The organism is Metabacillus sp. KH_069, assembly GCF_057838075.1.
This window is the reverse complement of the sequence record NZ_CM174460.1, coordinates 296396-315000: the sequence shown is the minus strand read 5'-3', so window position 1 is coordinate 315000 and position 18605 is coordinate 296396. Positions and strand designations below refer to the sequence as shown.

General features: G+C 42.6%; 13 protein-coding genes, 1 rRNA gene and 2 riboswitches (1 of these 16 cut by a window edge). Of the genes, 4 read left to right on the top strand and 10 right to left on the bottom strand.

The features are described 5' to 3' along the window. The 10 genes from AC3ISE_RS01765 to AC3ISE_RS01720 form a co-directional block, all read right to left on the bottom strand. Positions 1-90: ribosomal RNA gene (locus AC3ISE_RS01765) — 16S ribosomal RNA — on the bottom strand (it extends 1460 nt beyond the left edge of the window). 341 nt (positions 91-431) lie between these two features. Continuing rightward, on the bottom strand, positions 432-1757 hold the full coding sequence (locus AC3ISE_RS01760) for an NCS2 family permease (protein WP_489222814.1): 1326 nt from the start codon (positions 1755-1757) through the stop codon (positions 432-434). Positions 1758-1905: 148 nt separating this feature from the next. After that, a riboswitch (purine riboswitch) is annotated at positions 1906-2007 on the bottom strand. Between the two features lie 82 nt (positions 2008-2089). Continuing rightward, entirely contained in the window at positions 2090-3622 is a 1533-nt protein-coding gene (gene guaA, locus AC3ISE_RS01755; protein WP_489224233.1) for a glutamine-hydrolyzing GMP synthase, read from the bottom strand. Positions 3623-3780: 158 nt separating this feature from the next. Next, a riboswitch (purine riboswitch) is annotated at positions 3781-3882 on the bottom strand. Positions 3883-3912: 30 nt separating this feature from the next. Next, positions 3913-6096 (bottom strand): transglutaminase TgpA family protein, encoded by a 2184-nt coding sequence (locus AC3ISE_RS01750; protein ID WP_489222813.1) that lies wholly within the window; start codon positions 6094-6096, stop codon positions 3913-3915. Next, positions 6093-7211, bottom strand: coding sequence for a DUF58 domain-containing protein (locus AC3ISE_RS01745; protein WP_489222812.1), 1119 nt, complete (start codon positions 7209-7211; stop codon positions 6093-6095). The genes AC3ISE_RS01750 and AC3ISE_RS01745 overlap by 4 nt, the downstream gene beginning before the upstream one ends. 101 nt (positions 7212-7312) lie before the next feature. Continuing rightward, complete coding sequence (locus AC3ISE_RS01740; protein ID WP_489222811.1) at positions 7313-8275, bottom strand: AAA family ATPase; 963 nt, start codon at positions 8273-8275, stop codon at positions 7313-7315. 555 nt (positions 8276-8830) lie between these two features. Further along, a complete protein-coding gene (locus AC3ISE_RS01735) occupies positions 8831-10957 on the bottom strand; it encodes an SA1320 family protein (protein ID WP_489222810.1) in 2127 nt (708 codons plus the stop codon). A gap of 23 nt (positions 10958-10980) precedes the next feature. Further along, complete coding sequence (locus tag AC3ISE_RS01730) at positions 10981-11913, bottom strand: DUF1672 family protein (RefSeq protein ID WP_489222809.1); 933 nt, start codon at positions 11911-11913, stop codon at positions 10981-10983. A gap of 346 nt (positions 11914-12259) precedes the next feature. Then, entirely contained in the window at positions 12260-13198 is a 939-nt protein-coding gene (locus AC3ISE_RS01725; protein ID WP_489222808.1) for a DUF1672 family protein, read from the bottom strand. A gap of 137 nt (positions 13199-13335) precedes the next feature. Continuing rightward, complete coding sequence (locus tag AC3ISE_RS01720) at positions 13336-14385, bottom strand: NAD(P)/FAD-dependent oxidoreductase (RefSeq protein WP_489222807.1); 1050 nt, start codon at positions 14383-14385, stop codon at positions 13336-13338. 211 nt (positions 14386-14596) lie between these two features. Here AC3ISE_RS01720 and AC3ISE_RS01715 point away from each other — a divergent pair, with 211 nt between their 5' ends. From AC3ISE_RS01715 to AC3ISE_RS01700, 4 genes are all read left to right on the top strand, one after another. Beyond that, the gene (locus AC3ISE_RS01715; RefSeq protein ID WP_489222806.1) at positions 14597-15442 is read left to right on the top strand and encodes an ABC transporter ATP-binding protein; all 846 of its coding nucleotides are present in this window, start codon (positions 14597-14599) and stop codon (positions 15440-15442) included. Continuing rightward, the gene (locus tag AC3ISE_RS01710) at positions 15393-16310 is read left to right on the top strand and encodes an iron-hydroxamate ABC transporter substrate-binding protein (RefSeq protein WP_489222805.1); all 918 of its coding nucleotides are present in this window, start codon (positions 15393-15395) and stop codon (positions 16308-16310) included. Before AC3ISE_RS01715 ends, AC3ISE_RS01710 begins: the two co-directional genes overlap by 50 nt. Positions 16311-16382: 72 nt before the next feature. After that, complete coding sequence (locus AC3ISE_RS01705) at positions 16383-17381, top strand: FecCD family ABC transporter permease (RefSeq protein ID WP_489222804.1); 999 nt, start codon at positions 16383-16385, stop codon at positions 17379-17381. After that, positions 17378-18385 carry a FecCD family ABC transporter permease gene (locus AC3ISE_RS01700; RefSeq protein ID WP_489222803.1) on the top strand — a complete coding sequence of 336 codons (1008 nt, stop codon included), beginning with the start codon at positions 17378-17380 and terminating at the stop codon, positions 18383-18385. The genes AC3ISE_RS01705 and AC3ISE_RS01700 overlap by 4 nt, the downstream gene beginning before the upstream one ends. Positions 18386-18605 lie beyond the last annotated feature (220 nt).

Below are 18605 nucleotides of genomic sequence, written 5' to 3'. Positions count from 1 at the left end.
CTGGAGCAAGCTCCAGCAAGTCCGCTCGACTTGCATGTATTAGGCACGCCGCCAGCGTTCGTCCTGAGCCAGGATCAAACTCTCCGAAGAAAATTTGTGACTCAATTTGTTGCTGACTTCAAAAATTTAAAACGTTTGGTACGCTTTTGGTTTTGTTTAGTTTTCAAAGATCATTTGCTTCAAGTGTAACTTTCTAATCATAATCTATCTGACTAGTAAAGTCAACAACTTTTTTCAATTCATTTTATCGCTTGTTTGCGACAACAGATATTAATATACCACGATAACTTTAGAGAGTCAACGTTTTTTTAAAGGTAATTTATTTATCTGAAAGGTGCTCTTAAAAGGCACAAGAGATAGAATACCAATCTATTAAACTAAAGTCAACAAAAAAAGAGATGCCGAAGCATCTCTTTTTTTCCTGTCTATTATTATCCTGCCAAAAAGACGAAATATAAGATAAAGATAATAAACATTCCGTACATAATTGGATGAATATCTTTGGCTTTACCTTTAACGATCATTGTAATTGGATAGAAGATAAATCCTACAGCAATCCCTGTGGCAATACTATATGTTAATGGCATTGCAATAATGGTAAGAAAAGCAGGAACAGCAATCTCAAAACGGTTCCAGTCTATTTTTCCAAGGGATGAAACCATCAATATTCCTACTATTATTAAAGCAGGTGCTGTAACAGGTGCAGTGATGACACCAAGCAGCGGTGAGAAAAATAACGCAAGCAAGAACAGCACGGCCGTTACAACAGATGCAAATCCTGTTCTCGCACCTGCAGCTACACCTGCAGAAGATTCAATGTAAGAAGTCGTAGTTGATGTACCTAAGATAGAACCGATAACAGTTGCTGCTGAATCCGCAAATAACGCTTTACCAGCTCGAGGCAATTTGTTTTCTTTAATTAGTCCAGCTTGATTAGCTACGGCAACAAGCGTACCCGCTGTATCAAAGAAGTCTGCAAATAGGAATGTCAAGATAACAACCAGCATTTGAATCGTGAACAGCTGATCCAGATTTTGAAAAGCTGCGCCGAATGTCGGCTCTAAACTTGGAACCGCCCCTACTATTTTAGTAGGAACATCAATCAATTGAACAATCATCCCGACAATAGCTGTAATGATCATTCCATAGAAGATTCCGCCGTTGATGCGTTTAACCATAAAGATGACTGTGATGAATACTCCGAAAATAGCAAGCAATGCATTTCCGTCTTTTAAATTCCCAAGCCCTACTAGTACAGCGTCATTGTTTGTAATAATGCCCGCATTCTGAAAACCTACGAATGTAATGAATAATCCGATACCCGCTCCAACCGCGTGTTTCAATTCTTCCGGAATCGAGTTGATAATCTTTTCACGAATTCCCGATACAGTTAAAGCGATAAAGAATACTCCTGATACTAAAACCCCTGATAAAGCTGTCTGCCATGGAATACCCATCGTAAGAACAACAGTAAAAGCGAAGAAAGCATTTAATCCCATACCCGGAGCAAGTGCAATCGGATACCTGGCTATCAGCCCCATCAGCAAGGACCCAATTGCAGCAGCAAGTGCTGTTGCTGTGAATACCGCACCCTGATCCATTCTAAGTTCATTAGGAAAATCAGGCACAGACGCAAGAGATAGTGTCAGCGGATTGACAAATAAGATATAAGCCATGGACAGGAAGGTTGTTAACCCTCCAATAAACTCGCGGCGGTAATTCGTGCCCAGCTCCTCAAATTGAAAATACTTCTTCATCTAAAATCCTCCCAATATCTTAAACGCCGTTATAAGCAGGTGGCCCGTAAAAAGATAGAATAAGTGCAAAAAGCGCTCCCTGCTAACGGGAGCGCTTGACGACAATGATATTAGATAGGACGGGTTCCGGAAATAGATCACGGATTCCCAATCTTATATAACACCTCGTAGTCAAGCTCTTTACGGTAGCTTGGTAGAAACTTTTGGGCCATATCCCCAACTTTATACGACGTATTTAGACAATTTTTGTGTACCTTCATCTTAACAGCATGGGTATAAAGTCGTCAATAAAAAAAACGAACATTTAATTAAAAATGTTCGTTTTCGTTCGTCTATTCCCACTCAATTGTTGCTGGCGGCTTGCTCGTGATGTCGTAAACTACACGGTTAATATGTTTTACTTCATTCACGATGCGTGTCGAGATGATCTCAAGCACTTCCCATGGAATGCGCGCCCAGTCAGACGTCATCCCGTCAATTGAAGTGACCGCACGGATGCCGATTGTATAATCATATGTTCTTGCATCACCCATAACACCTACACTGCGGATGTCAGGAAGAACGGTAAAGTATTGCCAGATATCTCTTTCAAGTCCTGCCTTAGCAATTTCATCACGTAAGATCGCATCAGATTCGCGAACAATTTCAAGCTTTTCTTCCGAAATGGCTCCTAATACACGGATTCCAAGTCCCGGTCCAGGGAAAGGCTGGCGCCATACGATTTCATCAGGAATGCCAAGCTCAGATCCAAGTGCACGCACTTCATCTTTAAAGAGGGTATTCAAAGGCTCGATCAGTTTAAACTGCATGTCCTCCGGAAGTCCGCCCACATTGTGATGAGATTTAATCGTTTGAGCTGTAGCCGTGCCGCTCTCGATAATATCTGTATAAAGAGTTCCTTGAGCCAGGAATTCAATGCCTTGAAGTTTTGTTGCTTCATCATCAAAAACGTAAATGAACTCATTGCCGATGATTTTGCGTTTTTGCTCAGGATCAGATACTCCTTGCAGTTTTTCCATGAAACGCTCTTTTGCATCAACTTTAATGACATTCATATTGAAGCCTTCACTGAATGTTTTCATAACACCCTCTGCTTCATCCTTACGAAGAAGACCGTGGTCTACAAAGATACATGTCAGCTGATCTCCGATTGCTTTATGAATAAGCACTGCTACTACAGAAGAATCGACTCCTCCGCTTAATGCACAGAGAACTTGCTTGTCGCCGACCTGCTCGCGGATTTTCTGAAGCTCCATTTCAATGAAGTTTTCCATTGACCATTCTTCTGAACAGCCGCAAACTCCAAAGACAAAGTTTTTCAGCATATCTGTTCCAAACTCTGAATGGCGTACTTCAGGATGGAACTGCACCCCGTAAAGACGGCGCTCTTCATTGCTGATTGCTGCAAACGGACATGCAGGGCTTGTCGCATCTACGATAAAATCGTTTGGAATATCAGCAACTAAATCACCATGACTCATCCACACGATCTGCTGTTTTGGCAGATCTGCAAACAATGCTGTTTCTGTTTGAACGTTTAAAGTCGCTTTTCCGTATTCACGATGATTGGCAGCTTCTACTTTTCCGCCCAGGTAATGTGTCATCAATTGCATGCCGTAGCAAATGCCGAATACTGGAATGCCAAGGTCGAAAATTCTTTCGTCACAGCGGAAAGCCTGTTCGCCGTACACACTGTTTGGTCCTCCAGATAAAATGATTCCTTTAGGATTCATCTTCGTGATTTCTTCAGCCGTAAGTGTATGCGGATGAAGCTCACTGTATACACCAAGCTCACGAATCCTGCGGGTAATTAATTGATTATATTGACTTCCAAAATCCAACACTAAAACCATTTCATCTTGCATGTTTATCACGGGTGGTCACCTCATTCGAAAGATATCCCCTTAAAGAATAAAGAGGGGTCAGGCGTCAGACACTGATGCATCTTGTGCTTTGTTATTAAAAAAAGCTAGAACTATGCCTTCAATCCAAAAAGAAAAGAAGGCAGAATTCTAGCTTTTACACTCGTCTATTCTGCCTTCATAGTCAGATTATTTGCGGCAATCCGGTAGAGACTCTCGAACCATATTATCGAGGATATATGAAGGATAAGTACTATTAATTTTCCCTATTCTAACAATGTCCCGTCATTCGGTCAAGATGATATCTTTTTAATTAAATTTTCCCACAATTCCTTTGATTTTATCCATTCTTCTTTTGAATTATCACCGCGGTAGAGAGATTTCTCATAACTCGCTGTCAGTCTGGTCATATCCCTTACGTCAAAAAAGGAGTCAACATACCTTGCATAATCCCGAAGTGTCTGCCCTTCTTGCCGCTTCAATCCATAACGCTCCAGCTGCTTTAACAGTGCGACATATGCATCACCATACACTCTTTCGTCTTTACGGTGCTTATAGGTGTATAAAATCACATACGGCATCCATTTCAATCTCGTTTTATATAAAATAAAAAGTATCAGCGCAGCTGCTAACAGGATCAGATAGAAGGCCGTACTCCCGATTTGGATGGAAAATGGCCATGAACTGCTGTTTGAGCTGTTTGACTGCGGCGCATTGTTCTCCTCAGGAACAGGCTCTCTCTCAGGCTGGGCTTGTTCTGGTGTTTCCGTTTCTGCAGTCTCCTGAGAATCTAAGTTAAACGTAAAATCATATGGATTTGAAAAGCTTTTGGTCGGTTCAAACGGCACCCAGCCGATCCCGCTGAAGTAAACCTCTACCCAGGAATGGGCATTATTGTTCGTAATCTTGTACTCTTTCTGATTCCCGCCAAGGTTTTGGACAAACGCCCCGTCTGAGTACCCTTTTACCCATCGTGCCGGAATATCTGCAGCCCGAAGCAAAACAATCATCGAGGTCGAAAAGTTATCACAATATCCTTTGAATGTTTCAAAAAGGAATTGATCCACGTAATCTTCTTCCCCCCTTGGTACAGCAACGTCTGTTGTTTCATACGTAAACTGCGACCCTCCGAGGTAGGTTTCTATGGATTTCGCCTTATCATAGTAATTTTCGTTATCGGATGTTAATTCCAGCGCCAAATCGCGAACCCGCTGCGGAAGCTCCTCAGGCAGCTGAGTATAACGGGCACGAATATCCTCTGGTACACCATTATTTGATGAAACGTTACGGAGCTCATCAATTTTAAAGTCCGGAAACTCATAGGCTGCCTTGTAGGATCCAGGAGAAAAGTTTCCATTGTTCTCTGCCAGTCGCGGAGTCATGAGCTCGGTAAGAGGATTTACATCTAAAACTGAATCCCTGGGAAGAGTAACGGACTTAATCCCAGCAGGATATATGACATGGTCATATCGGTATCGATTATCAATCTCTACACTTGCTGTTAGCGGAACAGTGTCTACTCCTTCTTCCGTCGATAAAATGGTGATATTTTCAGGATCCATCTGAACAGAATCAGCATCAGGATCTGATACATCCCATCCTTTTCCTGTGTAAACATCCTTTGTTTCCACTCTCCAGTAATGACGGTCTTCGGCAACCGCAGTAAAAACAGGGGTATCATCTGCGACAAAAGCTCCGCCAAGCTGTTCATCATTCGGGCCATAGCCAATTTTGTTAACCGTGCCGTTCGGTCCTTCCTCCTGACTCCCATATGCCGTCAAATATGGAACAGGATCCGGCCACTGCGGTTCAGCCTTTGGCGCAAGAAAACCGACAAGAACAGCACAGCCTATTAAAGCGGAAAGCGGCAGCACCCACTTCACCGTCATATAAGGCTCTCTCTTAATCCTTTCAAGAATCTTGATCCTTTCCAGATAAAGCAGCCCGATCAGCACAAAACCAATGACGACAATTCTTACAATGGCAAAGCTTGCATCATACTCCGTAAATGTATCAAGCACAGTCACATAGATAATCGTAATGATAAAAAAGAACATGATGCGTTTTTGAAAGATGATCCAGTAATTAATCAGATACACAAGCAGCCATAAAAGGACAAAGAACAGCAGCGTACGGAATGGAGAGGAAATCTCCATCCATCTTGCTTCCATCATTAAGGCTGCGTTATTACTAATATCTCCCAAAAACAGTCCCAGCCATGCAGGACTGAAAAAAGATCCCTCAAAAAACAAAAGATGCTGGATAAACAAAATGTATAAGATTTTCACTAAAGCCCCTATAAACCAGCGAGCTTTAATGGATATAAATAAGAAGCTGATGCCAATAAAAAGGACAAACACTGCAGTATTACCTGTTTCAGTGAAATCCTGAAGCGGCCTAAGCCATTCCCACAGCAGCAGGAACGCAAATCCATAGTAGATGTAGGCGGATGTCTGTTTTTCAAAGTTTTTACTCACAGCGTACTCACCTCTTTGAATGCATCTTCAAATCTGCCCGCACTTACTGCTTTAATCATAATTCTTCGTTTCATCAGCCGTTCCATCATCACTTTTTCTTCGCTTGAAATCCGGTCTCCTTCTTTTTTTATCAGGAACACAAACGTTGAGTGATTCCGGCTTCCAATCAGTTCAAGCTTTCTGACTAAATCGAGTGATAAGCTTGCCGTTACAAGCAATGGCGTCACATTTTTTGATTTCCAAGCCGGCAGTTCGCTTTCCGTTACATCTGCAAACGACCGGCTGCTGTCACAATCGACTTTTGCCAGGTGATAGTAAATCTGCTGCAAATGCTGTTCGGTTTCCTGCAGGTTAAACACCGTTTTTTCACGTCCGACAGAAACAAAGCCCATTTTTGCCCCGCTTTTTATGATCGCTCTTGCAAGCGAGGCCGAAAACGTGACGAGTTCTTCAAAAGCCTCAGACTTTACCCGGTCCATCATCACCACGACATCATGACTTTGCATTTGTTCAAACTCTTTCGTCATGATGCGGTCTCTTCTTGCTGTGGCCTTCCAGTCAATCCACGAAAAACGGTCTCCAGGCTGATACTCCCTTATCCCGATTGCCATTGTGGTATCCTGCCAGAATTTCGCTTTAGAATTGGTTGCTCCCTGCTCAAACTGCTTCTCGTGCTGACGGTAAGTCAAGTCTACTGAATGAGGATAAACGAGGAAATAATTTTCGGCTTCAAATGTCATCTCTTTATCGATAAGGCCAAACAAATCTCCCGTTCGGACCCGCACTTCTGTAAAGCGGTGCTCGCCCCTTGGCATCCGCTTCAATTCATATTGCATGGTAATCGTTTTTTTAAACCATGGAAATAACAGTTTTTTCGGTTCTTTCATTAATTTCTGCTCTGACAGCTTCTCCGGCAGAATGTCTTCTACTATTAAATAGAACAAAGGAAAAGGCACGTTCCTTTTTATCGTGATTGTCCCGATTAACTGTTCCCCTACTGAAAATTGCTCCTGATTAATAGTACGTGTTACTTGAAACGTTCTGATTGGATAAATAGCAATCAACAGTGAATAAATGGAGATCGGCAGAAAGCTGTAAAATAAAAACCAGCTCACAAATCCCCCCTGAAACATGGCATAGGCATATGTGACCGCCGTAAAAAACAAAAGGCTCACGAGCTTCCAGACATAGCGGATTTTAAGAAAAAAGGATTTCATTAACGGCTCATCGACCTTTGCACCGGCACAGGAGTTCTTGAAATGATTTCAGAGAGCAGCTGTTCAGCAGACTTCCCTTCATATTTCGCTTCTGATTTTAAAATCATCCGGTGAGGAAGCGTATACGGGGCAAGATATTGGATATCGTCCGGAATGACATAGTCACGTCCATACAGGAAGGCATAGGCTTGAGCGGATTTCATAAGTGCGATGGATCCGCGGGGACTTGCTCCTAAGTAGACGGAAGGATGTTTGCGCGTCTTAGTGACCAGCTCGACTATATATCGTTTCACAGTCTCATCTACATAGACTGACTGGATTTCTTTTTGAAGCTCGACTAATTCTTCTTTAGTAATGACTGATTGGATATGATGGATGGGTCTTTCTTTTTCTGCGAGGTTCAAAATTTCAAGCTCTTCTCCCGGAGTTGGATAGCCCATTCTGATTTTGAAAAGGAAACGGTCAAGCTGGGCTTCCGGCAGCGGATAAGTGCCTTCGTATTCGATCGGATTCTGCGTAGCCATAACAAAGAACGGACGCCCGAGTGATTTCGTTACACCATCAACCGTCACATTTGCTTCTTCCATTCCTTCTAAAAGCGCCGATTGGGTTTTAGGCGACGTACGGTTAATTTCATCCGCAAGGACGATATTCCCCATAATTGGACCCGGCCGGTATTCAAATTCGAGTGTTTTCGGATTATAAATAGAAACTCCTGTTACATCAGACGGCAATAAATCAGGAGTGAACTGGATTCGTTTAAAATCTGCTCCCACCGATTTAGCAAGAGATCTCACCATCATGGTTTTACCGACGCCAGGGACATCTTCAAGCAAAACGTGGCCCTCAGCCAATATGGCAACAAGACTGAGCACGGCAACATCCCGTTTTCCGACCATGACGCGTTCTATATTTTGTATCACTTTACCGAGTTTAGGATGCATCATTTCATTTTGAGCCATTCTATTCCTCCTAGAACTAGTTATCGATAAGCTGCTTAACTTATAATAAAGTTCTGAACGAAGCGACAAATTCCTGTTTGTTTTTACATATTTAATCTTTTCTTAACAAACCCGAAAAGCGGAGGCGCCCGTTTAGCTCCGACAGACAGATAAGGATCCGACCGTAAAGGCGCTTTTTGCCTTTGCGGACGGATCCGTTCTGGCCGAGGAGTTGGGCGATGGAGCTGGACAACCAGAAAAGCGGAGCCGACTGTTCAGCTCCGACAGGCAGATAAGGATCCGACCGTAAAGGCGCTTTTTGCCTTTGCTGGCGGATCCGTTCTGACCGAGGAGTTAGGAGGCGGAGCTAGACACCATCGAAAAGCGGAATCGCCCGTTTAGCGCAGGCATGACAGATAAGGATCAGCCAGTGAAGACGCTTTTTGCTTTTGCAGACGTCCGTTCTGACCGAGGGGTTAGGAGGTGGAGCTGGACACAAATGCGCAAAACTTTTTACTTTCTTATCTCTTGAAAAAAGCCGCTTCACAGGCTTGAAGCGGCTTCATATCTATGCTTTTAGTTCACTGTCCCGCGGTCGACCTGCTCTCCCAGCATTTCCATATTGGACGTCACCTTTTGAGAAACGTCGCAAAGAGCCTCGATGGCATTTGCTTTGTTTTGTCCGAGCTGTGTAACCACATCTGAAAATGTCATTTCCATTTCTCTGAGAATGGCAAAAGCCGCAAGATTATATAGTTGGACATTTGCATAACTCGTTGCATTAAAAATGGCTTGATCGAGGTACGGCCGGAAGTTTGAAACAAGAGTTGGAAATTGAATCATCAGCCTTTCCGCCCCATCTCGGATCCCTTCAACAGTAGCAGCCATCTCATCCAAGGGTTTAAGCGTGTTATGCACATATGCCGTAATCTTGTCATCAAAATCCGTAAACATGCCGATTAGTTTTCCAGGCAGTGTATGGTTCACTCCAAGGTATGCTGCTCCTTTTATTGCTGAAGAAATACCTTCAAGAGTGACCTCAATAAGCTCCGTTAGTGTTTTTAAAGCAACGATGAACGGGAAAACCTTACTATAAGCAAAACCGGTAAACGCTGTGAACGCCAAATCAAGCTGTATCTCTTTGATGCGCATGCCCACTTTCAAATAAGGAGATTCCTCTAAAACAAAGGAGGTTGTTTTTCGGACAGGACCTGCTTCATCTGCTGCCTCAGTACCTGCTCTTATGCTTTCTCCTATTGAATGATCTCTGCTCTCAAATGAATCAGCTGTGCCATTTACTTGAGTTTTAAATTGTTCAATATGTTCAACCAGTTTGTCTTTGTTTCCATTTATTATGTCAAAATGAGCTCTAAGCTCTCCTACTACCGCATCATACCAAAGTTCCGTTCCGCCTTTGAATAGATCCGGAATCAGGTCAGAAATCACGTTCCCGAGCATTCGGGAGAGTCCGTCTACTTCATCCTTCATCTCACAAAGCTGATTCCTGGCTTTTCCGAATAAGCCTTCTACACTCACATCAACATTAAACACGTGCTCCATAAGTTCCGCCGGCGGGGAATTTAAAACAGAGTTAAGAGATCTGCATGAACCTTCCGCGCGCTCCAGCAGAGAAATCAGATCATCTATTTCTCCTTTTAAACGGCTGCCTGCAGATGTAATCCCAATAAAAAGAGGATCGCCAATCGAGTTTTCAAATGACTCCTCAAAAATCTGCTGCAGCATAGAAATCCGCTGATACAGCCTGATCCCCTCATCTTCAATAATTTCTGCAGAATTTGCGAGATAATCATTTGCTGTTGCAATCCTTGCCTTTACCTGACTATCGATTCTTTCAGCAAGCAAAATGAGATTTTCTTTATTGATTTCAATATATGCTGTATTTCCTCCGTAGAGAGGACTTCCGGTCCAGAGGCTCGTCACAATATGTGCATCGGCATCGATAAAGATCTCTCCCGCTCCTGGCTGACCAGGCATCCCAATTTTATAAGATTGAGAACCGTCATCTTTTCTCAAGTACCCTGTGTGGTTTGTCCCTAAATGTTCAAATGCAGGTACTGGAATTCCATTGAAAATTTCATACTGATGGCCAGGTATACGGGAATGAAGGTCAAGACCAGACAGTCCTTTTGTTAAAGGGTCATAGCTGCTGAAGTAATTTGTAATGTGGCTGTATTCCATGTCAGGTTCCATCATGCCTGCAGGAAGGAGGGCGGGATTCAGAGTCACTGCTTTTACATCAGGATGTTCAATGGCGACCGACCCTACAAGTGCTCCGCCGAGGGAGTTCCCTGACATCGACTTGATACCGCCGGCACTCTGATACTTTTTATCCATCTCATTAAAGTATGCTCTCGCATCTGCGATTTGTGCGGGAGTCAGATCGCTCATCAGCTGGAGATCTGTCAGGAGATCTTGTTTTTGACTCGGGTTCGTGCCGACGTAGACGACGGTATATTCTCCAGTTTCATAGTTTTGAACTGTTAAAGCGTCCAAACCGCTTTTTTGATTATATTTAGTGTTAACTACTGTATAGTTTCTTCCGTTTACAGTGATTGTCTCATCCACATCAAAGCTTCTATATGCATGGTAACCCGCTAGTTCTACTAAATCTTTATCACTTATTGTGGAATCAACCCCGTTAACTTCATTAACTTTAACAGTCGATATACCAGGTTTTTTCATAGTAGAGACTCCTTTTTCATTGCCTATTCTTTTACAATATAATCTGGGTTCGAGCGCTCTAGCGTATTGTCCTTCGTTCCTATACCATTCGTTTTATCGATTAAATTATCATTAAGATAGACCGAATAAGAACCACGGGGGAATCCATCCATATCTTCAAGATCTTTTACAACCTTGTCAAAAACCTTTTGATCAGGCTTTGCACCTTCTTCTTTCATATAGAGATATAGAGTAATAATGACGCCTTTTGATGGGTAATCATTTTTAGTGAAAATTTGTTTCCATTCTTCTTTTGACATATCCGGATTTTTCAAATATGCGTTGTAAAGCTTGTCAAAAGCAGGATCTAATGTGTTTACATAGTAATATGGGGTACTATATCCTCCTGCACGAACAGTTTCCAGCGCTTCCTGAGTGATGCCGACAACAGGATTTTCTTTAACAACATCTTCTACATATTGATCTAGGGCAGAAAATTCCTGATCAAAAACCATAGCAAAGATACCAGTCTTTATCGCATCTTCTACCTGCCCCTCCTGTGACCATACCTTATCCGTTAAAACTTTATCTCCTTCAATCGGTACAATCGCATACGTATAAAAATGCGGCTCCCCAACGGACTCCACAAATACTGTCGCCCCGTCTACAGCTCCTACAACATTGTGAACTTTAACTTCTGTCTTATATGTATCCTGAAAGAACACCCTAACAGCCTCGTCAATCTCTTCCCGATTGGATTCAGCAATTTTGTCGGTTTTTTCGCCGTTATCTAGTTCGTAGCCTTCTCCCTTGTAATCTTGGACACTTACATACACATCTTCCGTTTGCTTTTCTTGTTGAGCTGCTGTTTGTTTTTCAGTCTCTTTTTCAGTCCCTGCGTTATTCATGTCAGAACACCCTCCGAGCATTAATGATAGACCCATGCTTGATATGATTAATTTCTTTTTATAGTTCACTCAGCTGTCCTCCTATTGGATGGCATCGAATCAATGATTTTCTTTTATTTTATCGGAATAAGGAAGGTTTTTACATGAAGGATTAGCTTGACCTGCTGAAATAAGTCAATGCTCATAGCAATTAGTGAGAGCGGTCAATGCTTTTGAACTACTTACCCTATGCTAGTTACGTACTAATAAATGTATAAATACCCCATATTTTGAAATTTCAAGCTTTTTAATGAAATATATATAAGGTTGACTGTTTTATTATCAGGATGTTTGGCTAATGATTCTACAGATTTTTATCACCGGCGGGAGTTGAAAATATTCGTTGAAACTGAAATCATTGCCTCACGTCCTCTTGCTATTCTTTAACAATATATTCCGGAAAAGACCTCTCCAGAGTATTGTCCTTTATACCATCTGCATTTCTCTTATCTATTAAATTGTCATTAAGGATTATACTGTAGCTGGCTTTCGCTAAACCTTCCATGTTTTCAATATCAGAAACAATGTGATCAAACACAGCTTTATCAGGTTCCGCCCCTTCTTTTGTCATATATAGATAAATTGTTGTAATAATATCTTCTGGAGTATACATGCCTTCATCGAACACGGCTTTCCATTCTTCTTTGCTTTTATTCGGATTTTTTAAATACTCCTTTAGAAGGGGATTAAACTTGTCACTCGTAGTATCTATATAGTAGTATTGCGTACTGTATCCGCCTGCTTGAACGTTCTGCAGCGCCTCTTCAGTAATACCAGTAACCTGATTTTCACTCACTACTTTTTCCATGTATTGATCAAGAACGGCTATTTCTTTATCAAAAATCATAGCGAATAAGCCGGTCATAATCGCATCTTCTACCTGACCTTCCTGCGACCAGACTTTATCAGTTAAAACCTTCTCTTCCTCTATGTCTATCGGAACAATGGCAAAGGTATAAAAATGCGGCTCCCCAACGGACTCCACAAATACTGTTGCCCCGTCTACAGCTCCTACAACATTGTGAACTTTAACTTCTGTCTTATATGTATCCTGAAAGAACGCCCTAACAGCATCGTCAATCTCTTCCCGATTGGATTCAGCAATTTTGTCGGTTTTTTCGCCGTTATCGAGTTCGTAGCCTTCTCCCTTATAATCTTGGACACTTACATACACATCTTCCGTTTGCTTTTCTTGTTGAGCTGCTGTATGTTTTTCAGTCTCTTTTTCAGTCCCTGCGTTATTCATGTCAGAGCAGCCTCCGAGCACCAATGATAGTCCAAAGCTGGATAGGATTAGTTTCCTTTTAATGTTCATTCTTCTTCCTCCTGTAGAAAGGCATCAAGCATATTCTTTTATTTTATAACACGAAAATTTTTTTTACAGCCTTTGGAAAATATCGAACGCAAAAAAGGACTTCCCCTGTACGGAAAGCCCTCTCTCAATCGATCCCTCTATTTCATCATCTCTTTAACTAACTCTCTGTTCCGCTCTTTAAACACTTCATTATGAGAGGAAACCATCGCCGATTTGTGAGCATCTGGCTGTATGTACTGCTTTGCTTTGTTTACTGCATTGGCCGCATCCTGGAAAGCTCCCGCGATTAAGTGCAGCTTCCCGCTGTGCATGAGGATGTCGCCTGCAGCAAATAGTCCTTCAACAGAAGATTCGCTGGATTCATTGCCGGCAATATAGAATTCTTCTGCGAGCGCGATGTTCAGCCGGCTATTTTGAAGCAGTGCAGCATCCCGTTCATATCCATGATTGATGACCACCTCATCAATAGATAGGTAAGATCTTTCTCCTGTTTCATGATTCGTCAGTTCCACACGTTCTATTTTTTCATGGTCATCAGAAGCTATCAGTTTAGTAATAGATGTCTGAAATACGCACGCTGCTTTACTGTTCATCAACTGGGACACTTGTGCTTCATGACCTTTAAGTGCATCCTTCCGGTAAACAACATACACTTTTTCAGCAACAGGCTCTAACTCAAGTGCCCAGTCAATGGCCGAATTCCCTCCGCCTGAAATGACGACCGTTTTATCTTTAAATCGCTTTAATGATTTGATCGTATAGTTCAAGTTTGAGACTTCAAATCTTTCTGCTCCTTCAATTTCGAGCTTCTGAGGATTTAAGATGCCTCCACCTACTGCTGCAATGACCGTTTTTGAATAATGGATGCGTCCGGATGCAGCCTTCATCACGAAAATTCCTTCTTCATTTTTTGAGATGGACTCTACTTTTTCATTCAGCACAACTTCCGGATGAAACGTTAATCCCTGTTTAACCAGCTGATTAATTAATTGTGCCCCTGATATGGGAGTGAGTCCCCCTATATCCCAGATCATTTTCTCAGGATATACATGAACTTTTCCGCCGAGCTGCGGCTGGTACTCAATAATCTTCGTTTTCATTTCTCTCAGTCCGCTGTAAAAAGCCGAATAAAGCCCGGCAGGACCGCCCCCAATAACCGTCACATCAAAAATTTCATGCCCCTCCACACTCAACACTCCCTCTTTGCAAAACTCTTTATTTATATAGTATTAATTATCATTGATTATCATTCTCAATTAAATATATCTTGTAATCTTAAAATTGACAAGAAAAACTGCTATTGACAATAGTCAGAAAGAATTATAGACTTTCCTTATTCGATATTGATAATCATTATCAGTAAATATTTCCAACTTTTAATCAAATGGAGGGGAAAAAATGGTTCGCCTGCATACCGAGTCAGTAAACATTGGCTATGGTGAACGTCTAATAGTAAAAGATCTTAGCGTCAGCATTCCGGATAAAAAGATTACAACCATCATCGGTCCAAATGGCTGCGGAAAATCCACTTTGCTGAAAGCGATTACCCGTATTATCTCTCTTCAGTCAGGAGACATCGTTCTCGACGGAAAATCGATTTCCAAAGAACAAACAAAAAAACTGGCAAAGAAAATGGCGATCCTTCCTCAAACACCTGAAAGCGCAGCTGGCCTTACAGTAGGCGAGCTTGTCTCATATGGCCGTTTTCCGCACCAAAAGGGCTTCGGCAGATTAACGAAGAAGGATTATGAGGTCATTCAATGGGCTCTTGAAGTGACTGGAACTGCCGATTTTAAATTCCGTCCTGTCGATTCGCTGTCTGGCGGTCAGCGCCAGCGTGTATGGATTGCGATGGCCCTCGCGCAGGAAACAGACATTATCTTCCTTGACGAGCCTACTACATATCTTGATATGGCTCATCAGCTTGAAGTGCTGGAACTGCTGCAAACGTTAAATGCTGAGCAGGAACGCACCATTGTCATGGTTCTTCACGATTTGAATCAGGCAGCCCGCTTTGCAGACTACATCATCGCTCTCAAAGACGGTGAAATCGTGAAAGCAGGATCATGTGAAGAGGTCATTTCCCGTGATGTGCTGAAAGAAGTTTTTCACATTGATGCTGTGATCGGAAATGATCCGCGCACTAATAAACCAATGTGTATGACCTATAACTTAATAAAGGGAGAAAAAGAAAATGAAGAAAGTAATGATTCCATTCCTGCTGCTGCTCTTAGTCTTGCTTAGCGCTTGCGGCAATGAAGCAGCTAAAGATAAAGGCTCAGATAAGAAAGAAGAAAAAAGCACCATCACTTACGAGTCAGAAGCAGGACCAGTTGAAGTGCCTGCAGATCCAAAACGCGTCATCGTCCTCTCCTCTTTCGCAGGAAATGTAATGGCCTTAGATACAAACCTTGTCGGAGTTGATTCATGGTCAAAAATGAATCCACGCTTTGAGGACAAATTAAAAGGCGTAGAAGAAGTAACAGATGATAACCTGGAAAAAATCATTGAATTGAATCCAGACTTAATCATCGGCTTATCAAACGTCAAAAACGTAGATAAATTAAAAGAAATCGCTCCAACGGTAACATTTACTTACGGAAAAAATGATTACTTAACCCAGCACCTTGAAATAGGCAAACTTTTAAATAAAGAAAAAGAAGCTCAAGCCTGGATTGATGACTTCAAAAACCGTGCGCAAACTGCCGGTGATGACATCAAAGCAAAAATCGGCGAAGATGCAACGGTGTCTGTTATTGAAAACTTCGATAAACAGCTCTACGTATTCGGCGACAATTGGGCTCGCGGCACAGAAATTCTTTATCAGGAAATGAAATTAAAAATGCCTGAAAAAGTGACGGAAATGGCCTTACAAGAAGGTTTCTATGCCATCTCTGCAGAGGTTCTTCCTGAATTTGCGGGCGACTATATGATTTTCAGCAAAAACACAGACGGAGATACTTCCTTCCAAGAGACTGAAACATATAAAAATATTCCTGCCGTTAAAAACAATCAAGTATTCGAAGCGAACGCAAAAGAATTCTACTTCAACGATCCAATCTCACTTGACTACCAGCTTGAATTCTTTAAGAAAAGCTTTTTAGAAAACTAATGAAAAAAAGAGGGATTCTTACTAGTAAGAATTCCTTTTCCTTTATTCCAAAAAGAAGAGAATGATTGACTGATGACAAAAAACATGTTGTTCCCACTAAAAATGATCGCTGGCATTCTAGTATTCACAGCTGCTTTTACTGCGGCTATGATTTTCGGTGCAGCAGACACGACTCTGAAAGATGTCCTGCTTGCCATGACGAGCTCAGATCTCAATGATAAGGCAACCATGATTCAGGAAATCCGCCTGCCGCGTGAGCTTGCGGCCATTTCAGTCGGCGCTGCCCTTGCAGTATCAGGTGCCATCATGCAGGGGCTGACGAGGAACCCGCTAGCTGACCCTGGATTAATCGGGCTGACAGCAGGCGGTACGGCAGCTCTTGCCGTCACACTCGCTTTTTTCCCTTCGGTGAATTATTTCGGCATTATGATTGCCTGTTTCATTGGCTGTGCAGTTGGAGCCGTTATGGTTTTTGGTATAGGTTCGATGAAAAGAGGCGGATTTTCGCCAATGCGCATCGTATTAGCTGGTGCAGCCGTCTCTGCTTTCCTATTTGCGGTCGCCGAAGGAGTCGGCATTTATCATAAGCTTTCAAAGGATGTTTCAATGTGGACTTCAGGAGGCATGGCAGGCACATCGTGGAATCAGCTTCAGTTCATTGTTCCGTTTATTGCGGCTGGCATTGTGATTTCCCTGATGCTTTCAAGACAGCTGACTATTCTAAGTTTAAGTGAAGAGGTTGCTGTAGGATTAGGCCAAAAAACAGTCTATATTAAGGCAATTCTTTTTGTTGTCATCGTTTTGCTTGCAGGCGCAGGCGTTGCTCTTGCAGGCAATCTTGCTTTTATCGGACTGATGATCCCGCACATCGTCCGGGCGATAGTGGGAACGGACTATCGTTATATCATTCCAATGTCCGTTATCGCGGGAGCAACGTTTATGCTGCTTGCTGACACGCTTGGCAGAACCATCAATGCTCCTTATGAAACACCTGTGGCGGCAATTGTCTCCATTCTCGGTCTGCCTTTCTTTCTGTTTATTGTCCGCAAAGGAGGCCGTGATTTCACATGATTCATTCTGCCTTAGCAAAAAAACAGCGAATCACCATTTTGATCTTGTTTATCCTGCTTTTAACGACCATTATTGCCGGGATGGGGCTTGGCTACGCCTCTCTTTCTTATGACAGGCTGATTCCCGTTCTGCTCGGACAGGGTACATTTAAAGAAGACTTTATTCTCTATTCCATTCGCCTTCCGCGGATCATCATCACGATTCTCGCTGGAATGGCACTTGCTCTATCAGGTGCCATTTTGCAGGGCATCACAAGAAATGAGCTGGCAGATCCCGGCATTATCGGCATTAACTCCGGTGCAGGAGCAGCTATCGCTGTATTCTTTTTGTTCTTTCCTATCGACGCAGGTTCATTTATTTATATGCTGCCTTTAGTTGCATTTGCGGGAGCCCTGATCACTGCTGTTCTAATCTATGCTTTTTCGTACAGCCGCACCGGGGGCATGCAGCCAGTCAAACTCGTGTTGACCGGAGTGGGATTCTCTATGGCCCTCTCAGGTCTGATGATTGTCCTGATTTCATCTGCTGATCGCCAAAAAGTGGACTTTATCGCAAAATGGCTGTCAGGGAACATATGGGGTGCAGATTGGCCTTTCATTTGGGCCATCCTTCCATGGGCTGCCATTCTTATCCCATTTACCCTGTACAAAGCGAATCGGCTGAATCTTCTTGGGATGAGTGAACCTGTGCCTATTGGCTTAGGTGTCTCAGTTGAAAAAGAAAGGGCGGTCCTTCTGCTGACTGCGGTTGCGCTCGCAGCTGCTGCTGTCTCTGTCACAGGAGGCATCGCCTTCGTCGGACTGATGGCTCCTCATATTGCAAGAGCGCTTGTCGGCCCCCGAAACCAGCTCTTTCTTCCGGTGGCGATTCTGATTGGTGCCTTTCTCCTGCTTTTAGCAGATACGATAGGACGGAACATCATCGAACCCGAGGGTATACCTGCAGGAATCATGATTTCGCTGATTGGTGCTCCATATTTTATGTATTTGCTGCTTAAAAAATAGGATAAATCGATACAAAAGCTGAAGATCTCTTCAGCTTTTTTGTTTGCCCATCATTTCTGCAAGGGAACATAATATAAGACCTCCCTGCGAAAAATATAAGGATAATTGGTCTTTTACAAATCCTACTTGTGCACGATTGACTTGGATTTTGGGTTTGATATAGTTTTAGGATGCTAAAGAGAGAAAGCAGTATTTCAGCCTTCCGCGAAAGGAGTGACTC

What these genes read in the sequence shown, in the direction of transcription:
- AC3ISE_RS01760 (WP_489222814.1), bottom strand. Translation starts at nt 1,757, where the DNA reads ATGAAGAAGTATTTTCAATTTGAGGAGCTGGGCACGAATTACCGCCGC.
- guaA (WP_489224233.1), bottom strand. Translation starts at nt 3,622, where the DNA reads ATGCAAGATGAAATGGTTTTAGTGTTGGATTTTGGAAGTCAATATAAT.
- AC3ISE_RS01740 (WP_489222811.1), bottom strand. Translation starts at nt 8,275, where the DNA reads ATGGCTCAAAATGAAATGATGCATCCTAAACTCGGTAAAGTGATACAA.
- AC3ISE_RS01735 (WP_489222810.1), bottom strand. Translation starts at nt 10,957, where the DNA reads ATGAAAAAACCTGGTATATCGACTGTTAAAGTTAATGAAGTTAACGGG.
- AC3ISE_RS01725 (WP_489222808.1), bottom strand. Translation starts at nt 13,198, where the DNA reads ATGAACATTAAAAGGAAACTAATCCTATCCAGCTTTGGACTATCATTG.
- AC3ISE_RS01715 (WP_489222806.1), top strand. Translation starts at nt 14,597, where the DNA reads ATGGTTCGCCTGCATACCGAGTCAGTAAACATTGGCTATGGTGAACGT.
- AC3ISE_RS01710 (WP_489222805.1), top strand. Translation starts at nt 15,393, where the DNA reads ATGAAGAAAGTAATGATTCCATTCCTGCTGCTGCTCTTAGTCTTGCTT.
- AC3ISE_RS01705 (WP_489222804.1), top strand. Translation starts at nt 16,383, where the DNA reads ATGACAAAAAACATGTTGTTCCCACTAAAAATGATCGCTGGCATTCTA.
- AC3ISE_RS01700 (WP_489222803.1), top strand. Translation starts at nt 17,378, where the DNA reads ATGATTCATTCTGCCTTAGCAAAAAAACAGCGAATCACCATTTTGATC.